Genomic DNA, 6,031 nt, shown 5'->3' on the forward strand with positions numbered 1-6,031 from the left:
GAAGAACGGGAAAAGAAGCAGTAAATGGAAAACCTGCAATACAGTAAATTTGCAGTTAGGCTTCTTGGTGAGACCTATCTGCTTTTCATGAATATGCAAAGAACGCATAATGCCGACAATGCGGATTATAGCCCTGTGACTGTCATTTTGTTGGAAAAATTCTTGCAGCTCTGAAAAAATTGATGTATCTTTGCGCATAGCTAAAGGTATTTGGTACTTTGTTTATTGACATTACAAAGATACTAATTTTCCGCGACTTACGGAAACCTTTAGCTATTTTTATTCACCCTATTTTGACCTTTTTATTCACTTGCGAAAGTTGAGCATGTTACCAAACTTTGGTAATTGTGTTACCAAGCTTTGGTAATTGTGTTACCAGCCTTTGGTAACCATTTCATTAGAATTTATAGGTATCATCCAATAAATTTTTGTATCTTTGTCACAAAAATATAGTGAAAGTATGAGCAACCCGAATATTATACAGAAGAAGCAACTCTATTCAGAGTTAATCCCACAAGTTAAGTCTTTGATAGATGGCGTTGACAATCATGTTGGCGCACTGGCCAACGTTGCCGCTTTGCTCCATGACACGCTGCCTTATTTTTTCTGGGTTGGTTTCTACATCGTGAGAAACGGTCAGTTGGAGCTTGGTCCTTTTCAAGGCGATGTAGCCTGCTACACTATTAAGAAAGGACGTGGTGTATGCGGCAAGGCTTGGGAGGAAAAACAAACTCTTGTTGTTCCGAATGTTCTCCAGTTTCTCGGACATATTGCATGTTCATCTAAGTCACGCTCGGAAATCGTTGTGCCGGTGTTCAAGGGTGAAGAAGTGATTGCCGTCATAGACGTTGACAGCGAGGGATATAGTGCTTTCGATGATATTGACAAGGATGGACTGGAGAAGATTGCAAAGATAATCAGTCCGTTGTTCGAGTAAATTTGTGTGGTACATTTTTCTGAACTCAAAAAAAGCAATACTTGAGAATCAAAGAGTTATACGCATATAGGCTGCAAGTTGGGTTAAGAACATGATATACTTCACAATAGGCAAGCTGGAACTTGCTTACCCACACGATTCGTTATAGACCCATAATATAATCCTACAAACCTAAAATATTGTTAATAATCAATCAAAAGTTTTGTGAGTTGGTTTTATGTTCGTATCTTTGCGAACAATATGAAGAAGATATTGATTCTCTGTACAGGAAACAGTTGCCGAAGCAAGATGGCGCAAGCTTGCCTGCAACATTTGGATGCCGAGCTCTGCGTAAGGTCGGCCGGCACTTATCCTGCCCCGCAAGTTAATCCTTTGGCCATTGAAGTGATGAAGGAGGCCGGCATGCCGATTACTGATTTGCAGCCGCACAATGTCAAGGACTATCTCAACGATACGTGGGATGCCGTCATCACAGTCTGTGACCATGCCCGCGAGGCGTGTCCTGTATTCACAGGAAAGGTAAAGCGGCAGATGCATATCAGTTTTCCCGATCCCTCATTAGCAAAAGGCTCCACCGAAGAGCAATTCTCTGTGTTCCGGAAAGTGAGAGACCGTATCATTGAGACTTTCAACAATTTCCATCATACTTATTTAGACGACCATGGATACCAAGAAAGACTATAGCCTCAAGGCTGAGCAGATAGCCCGCTTCGCCAAAGCTTTGGCTCATCCCGCCAGGATTCAGATCCTCACCTTCCTCGCCAGCAGGCAGGAGTGCTATTTCGGTGACATTCACGATGAGCTGCCCATCGCCAAGGCAACCGTGAGCCAGCATCTGAAGGAGCTCAAAGATGCTGGACTCATACAGGGCACCATTGAAGCCCCAAAGGTGAGATATTGCATCAACCGCGACAACTGGCAGTATGCACATGAACTGTTCTGCAATTTCTTCTCCAAAGAAATCAAGAACGGACACTGCGGTTGCGGAACAATCAAGTAATCTTGTCAGGCGGATCATGTATTGTCCGCCTTAATTAATAAGATATATGTTCGTAGTTTTACAAATAACAAATTAAGATAAATCATGGAGATTAAAGTATTAGGTTCTGGATGCTGTCGCTGCAAGAGAACTTTCGACACTGTCAAACAGGTTATCGAAGAAGATAACATAGAGGCCAACATAGAGTACGTGACCGACATTGCCAAAATATTAGATTATAACATCATGTCAATGCCAGCCATCGTCATTGACGACAAGGTTGTACTCAATGGTCAAGTGCCAACAGCTGCCCAAGTGAGACAAATACTGAAAGAACAAACGAATAAATAATAAAAAAACATGAAAGAGATTGAGATTTTCGACCCGGCCATGTGCTGCTCCACGGGAGTATGCGGCCCCAGTGTAGACAAGAATCTGTTGCGCATCGCCACGCTTATCGATGTGCTGAAGAATATGGGCATAGAGGTGAAACGCCACAATTTGAGCAGTGAGCCACAAGACTTTATCAAGAATGACAAGGTGAAACAACTGCTTCGCGAGAAAGGTGCCGACGTGCTGCCCATAACCCTCGTCGGAGGAGAGGTTGCCGTTGTGGGGCAATACCCGTCCACTGCACAGATGAGCGAGTGGTCAGGCAAGGACCTGACGATTGTCCCCGTTGACGGCGATTGCGGTTGCTGCTGCGGTGGAGAAGACGATGACTGTCACGACGGCGGTTGCTGCTGCGGTGGAGAAGACGATGACTGTCACGACGGCGGTTGCTGTTGTGGTGGAGAAGACGATGACTGTCACGATGGCGGTTGCTGCTGCGGCAAATAGATGAAAAGATGAAGGAATATACGATTCAAAAAGTGGAGCAGCAGAAATATCTGTTCTTCACTGGCAAGGGTGGTGTTGGCAAGACCAGCCTGGCTTGTGCGACAGCCATCGCTCTGTCCGACAAGGGCGAGAAGGTCTTGCTCATCAGCACCGACCCGGCCTCCAACCTACAAGATGTCTTTCACCAGGACATCTCACAACATGGAACTCAAATAAAGGATGTAGAGGGTCTTACCGTCGTCAACCTCGATCCCGTCAAGGCTGCCGACGAATATCGCGAGTCGGTGGTGGCGCCTTACCGCGGTCTGCTGCCCGAATCCGCCATCGCCAACATGGAGGAACAGTTGTCGGGATCCTGCACTGTGGAGATTGCCGCCTTCAACCAATTCTCCGATTTTCTCACCAACGCGGATGATGCATGCAAATATGACCACATCATCTTCGACACGGCACCCACCGGTCATACCTTGCGCATGCTTCAACTACCTACGGCATGGTCGTCGTTTATCAAGACGAGTAAACATGGAGCCTCCTGTCTCGGACAACTTTCGGGACTCGAAGAGCGAAAGGGAATCTATCGGCAGGCTGTTGACAACCTGGCAGATGGCAGCAAGACCAAACTGATACTGGTCAGCCGACCGCAACAGGCGGCACTCAAGGAGGCTGACCGCTCGTCGTGCGAACTCCGACGATTAGGTATCGAGAACCAGCTGCTCGTGGTCAATGGACTCATGTCATCACCCGACAACAATGATGTGTTGGCCTCCGAGATGTACTCCACACAGCAGCAGGCCCTAAGTGCAATGCCCACGGCCTTGGCCGAAATGGAGACCTTATATGTACCCTTGCGTTCCTACGACATGGACACTGTGGACAATATCCGCAAAATGCTCCGCACAGACAGCTTCGTTGAGGCATCGCCATCCGAGGGCATCGATGGGTACAAGACCCTCGACGACCTCATTCTTTCCATCCACGACGCGGGCAAACGCGTGGTGTTTACGATGGGCAAAGGAGGAGTGGGAAAAACCACCATCGCCATGCAGATAGCCTTGGGACTGAAACAGCTTGGTGACGATGTGCTGCTCACCACCACAGATCCTGCCAATCATCTCAACGCGCATTTAGCCAAGCAGGCCGGTATAGAGATGGCTGTCATCGATGAGGAAAAAGTGCTGGAGGCATACAAGAATGAGGTAAGAAAGAAAGCACGCGAGGCTGGCGTAACCGACTTCTCCTACATCGAGGAAGACCTGCGCAGTCCCTGTACCCAGGAGATTGCCGTCTTCCGCCGCTTTGCAGAGATCGTGATGCAAGCCGACAACAAGACGGTGGTCATCGACACGGCACCCACTGGCCATGCCTTGCTCCTGCTCGACTCCACACAGAGCTACGACCGACAGATAGCCCACAGCGAGGGCGACACGCCCATAGCCGTCCGACGGCTGCTTCCCAGACTGCGCGACAAGGATCAGTCGGAGTTTATCATCGTCACATTGCCTGAGCCCACCCCGGTGTTGGAGGCGCAGCGTCTGCGTGGCGATCTTGAGCGTGCCGGCATCCCTCAGCTGTGGTGGGTGGTCAACCAATGTCTGATCCTCAACCGCCCCACCGACAGCTTCCTGCGTGCCAAGGCAAAAAGCGAGACAAAATGGATAGATGAGGTCAAACAGATTACCAACGGACATTTCGTTCTGCGGCCTTGGGGTAAAAAACAATAAAGTATTTCATCTGTATAACAAAGATGGATAACAAGAATGGATAAAAACGTTTAAGTTGATTATGGAAGAAAGAAAAATAGGATTCTTTGACAAGTACCTTACTTTGTGGGTACTGTTATGTATTGTTGCTGGCATAGCGGTGGGCAAGTTCCTGCCCGCCATCCCACAGATGCTCTCGAGGTTTGAGTATGCCCACGTGAGCATTCCCGTGGCGATCCTTATCTGGGTGATGATCTACCCGATGATGATGAAGGTCGACTTTCAAAGTGTGAAGAACGTGGCCAAGCACCCGAAAGGGCTGCTTGTGACGTGTGTGGTCAACTGGCTCATCAAGCCGTTCACGATGTTCGCCATTGCGTGGTTCTTCCTCTTTGTAGTCTTTCAAAAGTGGATTCCCACGGGCCTGGCTCATGAATACCTCGCCGGAGCGGTACTCTTAGGCGCTGCTCCCTGCACGGCGATGGTGTTCATCTGGAGCTACCTCTCCGGCGGAAACCCCGCCTACACGCTCGTACAGGTGGCTGTCAACGACCTCATCATTCTCGTGGCCTTTGCACCCATCGTGGCACTTCTTTTAGGAGTTAGTGGTGTGCAGATTCCTTATGACACATTGCTGCTGAGCGTCGTGCTCTTTGTAGTCCTTCCGCTTATTGCAGGCATCATTACGCGCACGACCGTTGTCAAGCGGAAAGGAAAAGCGTATTTCGAGCAGGTGTTCGTACATAAGTTCGACCGTTACACTACTGCCGGCCTGCTGCTCACGCTCGTCATACTCTTTTCGTTCCAGGGTGAGACCATCCTCCGTAATCCGCTCCATATCGTACTCATTGCCGTGCCACTCATCCTCCAGACCTACTTCATCTTTGCCATCGCCTATGGTTGGGGCAAAGCGTGGCATCTGCCTTACGACATCGCCGCGCCGGCTGGCATGATAGGAGCGTCCAACTTCTTCGAGCTTGCCGTGGCAGTAGCTATCAGTCTCTTTGGCCTTCAGAGCGGTGCGGCTTTAGCCACCACCGTCGGTGTGCTCACCGAGGTGCCCATCATGCTCTCCCTGGTAAGGATAGCCAAGGCGACCAGAGGAAGATTCTCATAATCCTAATAGTAAGCGTATCCGCGATGCTAGCTGCCTAGCCAAAAAAATATCGCTCAGCGGCTACTGGGCGATATGAGTTTGTTTCCACCTGTCGGGTAACAGTTCACGGTATTTTTCGTCAGGTGTCTGGAAGCAGGACATCCGGGTCAGCCATCCCGCCATCTTTCTGTACGGAGAGAAGCCGTCTGACTGAAAGGCTCCCCGGTATCCTTTTATATAGTCAAGGATTATACTTTGCTTTCTTGATCCATTATCATAGAAGTAGTATACGAGTCTCTTGTTCACGGCCGTCACCACCCATATATAGGCTTTCTTGATGCCTTTGCCATCCTTGTTCTTCTCATTGACAAGAACCTTATGGTAGGTTTCGTCCCCGGCAATATAGGTATCCTCCTCTTCGGCGAAGTCTTTTGGTCTACGAGTACCTGCCGTTTCGCCTCTCTTACGGAGACAGAATG

At 49.0% G+C, this 6,031-nt stretch carries 8 protein-coding genes and 1 pseudogene; 7 read left to right on the plus strand and 2 right to left on the minus strand.

All coding sequences use genetic code 11. The annotated features are described in order from the left end of the window. A pseudogene (locus G604_RS15610) lies at positions 1–198 on the minus strand (IS4 family transposase); the annotation flags it as partial. Positions 199–460: 262 nt separating this feature from the next. Here G604_RS15610 and G604_RS0112545 point away from each other — a divergent pair. The 7 genes from G604_RS0112545 to arsB all read left to right on the plus strand — a co-directional run bounded on the left by G604_RS0112545 (position 461) and on the right by arsB (position 5,573). Continuing rightward, entirely contained in the window at positions 461–937 is a 477-nt protein-coding gene (locus tag G604_RS0112545; protein ID WP_028910848.1) for a GAF domain-containing protein, read from the plus strand. Positions 938–1,177: 240 nt separating this feature from the next. Continuing rightward, the gene (locus G604_RS0112550; RefSeq protein ID WP_028910849.1) at positions 1,178–1,621 is read left to right on the plus strand and encodes an arsenate reductase ArsC; all 444 of its coding nucleotides are present in this window, start codon (positions 1,178–1,180) and stop codon (positions 1,619–1,621) included. After that, complete coding sequence (locus G604_RS0112555; RefSeq protein ID WP_028910850.1) at positions 1,599–1,937, plus strand: ArsR/SmtB family transcription factor; 339 nt, start codon at positions 1,599–1,601, stop codon at positions 1,935–1,937. The genes G604_RS0112550 and G604_RS0112555 overlap by 23 nt, the downstream gene beginning before the upstream one ends. Positions 1,938–2,021: 84 nt before the next feature. Further along, a complete protein-coding gene (locus G604_RS0112560; RefSeq protein WP_028910851.1) occupies positions 2,022–2,267 on the plus strand; it encodes a thioredoxin family protein in 246 nt (81 codons plus the stop codon). 9 nt (positions 2,268–2,276) lie between these two features. Beyond that, positions 2,277–2,756 carry an arsenite efflux transporter metallochaperone ArsD gene (gene arsD / locus G604_RS14525; RefSeq protein WP_081657776.1) on the plus strand — a complete coding sequence of 160 codons (480 nt, stop codon included), beginning with the start codon at positions 2,277–2,279 and terminating at the stop codon, positions 2,754–2,756. An 8-nt stretch (positions 2,757–2,764) separates the two neighbouring features. Beyond that, positions 2,765–4,477: an arsenical pump-driving ATPase gene (arsA, locus tag G604_RS0112570; protein WP_028910852.1), complete on the plus strand. Its 1,713-nt coding sequence runs from the start codon at positions 2,765–2,767 to the stop codon at positions 4,475–4,477. A 61-nt stretch (positions 4,478–4,538) separates the two neighbouring features. Then, entirely contained in the window at positions 4,539–5,573 is a 1,035-nt protein-coding gene (arsB, locus tag G604_RS0112575; protein ID WP_028910853.1) for an ACR3 family arsenite efflux transporter, read from the plus strand. 60 nt (positions 5,574–5,633) lie between these two features. Here the strand turns inward: arsB and G604_RS0112580 are convergent. After that, positions 5,634–6,031, minus strand: a 398-nt coding sequence (locus tag G604_RS0112580) for an IS66 family transposase (protein ID WP_028910854.1), incomplete at its 5' end; no start/stop codon positions are given.

The organism is Prevotella sp. AGR2160 (assembly GCF_000424185.1).
In the GTDB taxonomy this organism is placed as follows: Bacteria; Bacteroidota; Bacteroidia; order Bacteroidales; family Bacteroidaceae; genus Prevotella.

Coding starts and splice junctions, on each gene's coding strand:
- G604_RS0112545 (WP_028910848.1), top strand. CDS start 461: ATGAGCAACCCGAATATTATACAGAAGAAGCAACTCTATTCAGAGTTA.
- G604_RS0112550 (WP_028910849.1), top strand. CDS start 1,178: ATGAAGAAGATATTGATTCTCTGTACAGGAAACAGTTGCCGAAGCAAG.
- G604_RS0112555 (WP_028910850.1), top strand. CDS start 1,599: ATGGATACCAAGAAAGACTATAGCCTCAAGGCTGAGCAGATAGCCCGC.
- G604_RS0112560 (WP_028910851.1), top strand. CDS start 2,022: ATGGAGATTAAAGTATTAGGTTCTGGATGCTGTCGCTGCAAGAGAACT.
- arsD (WP_081657776.1), top strand. CDS start 2,277: ATGAAAGAGATTGAGATTTTCGACCCGGCCATGTGCTGCTCCACGGGA.
- arsA (WP_028910852.1), top strand. CDS start 2,765: ATGAAGGAATATACGATTCAAAAAGTGGAGCAGCAGAAATATCTGTTC.
- arsB (WP_028910853.1), top strand. CDS start 4,539: ATGGAAGAAAGAAAAATAGGATTCTTTGACAAGTACCTTACTTTGTGG.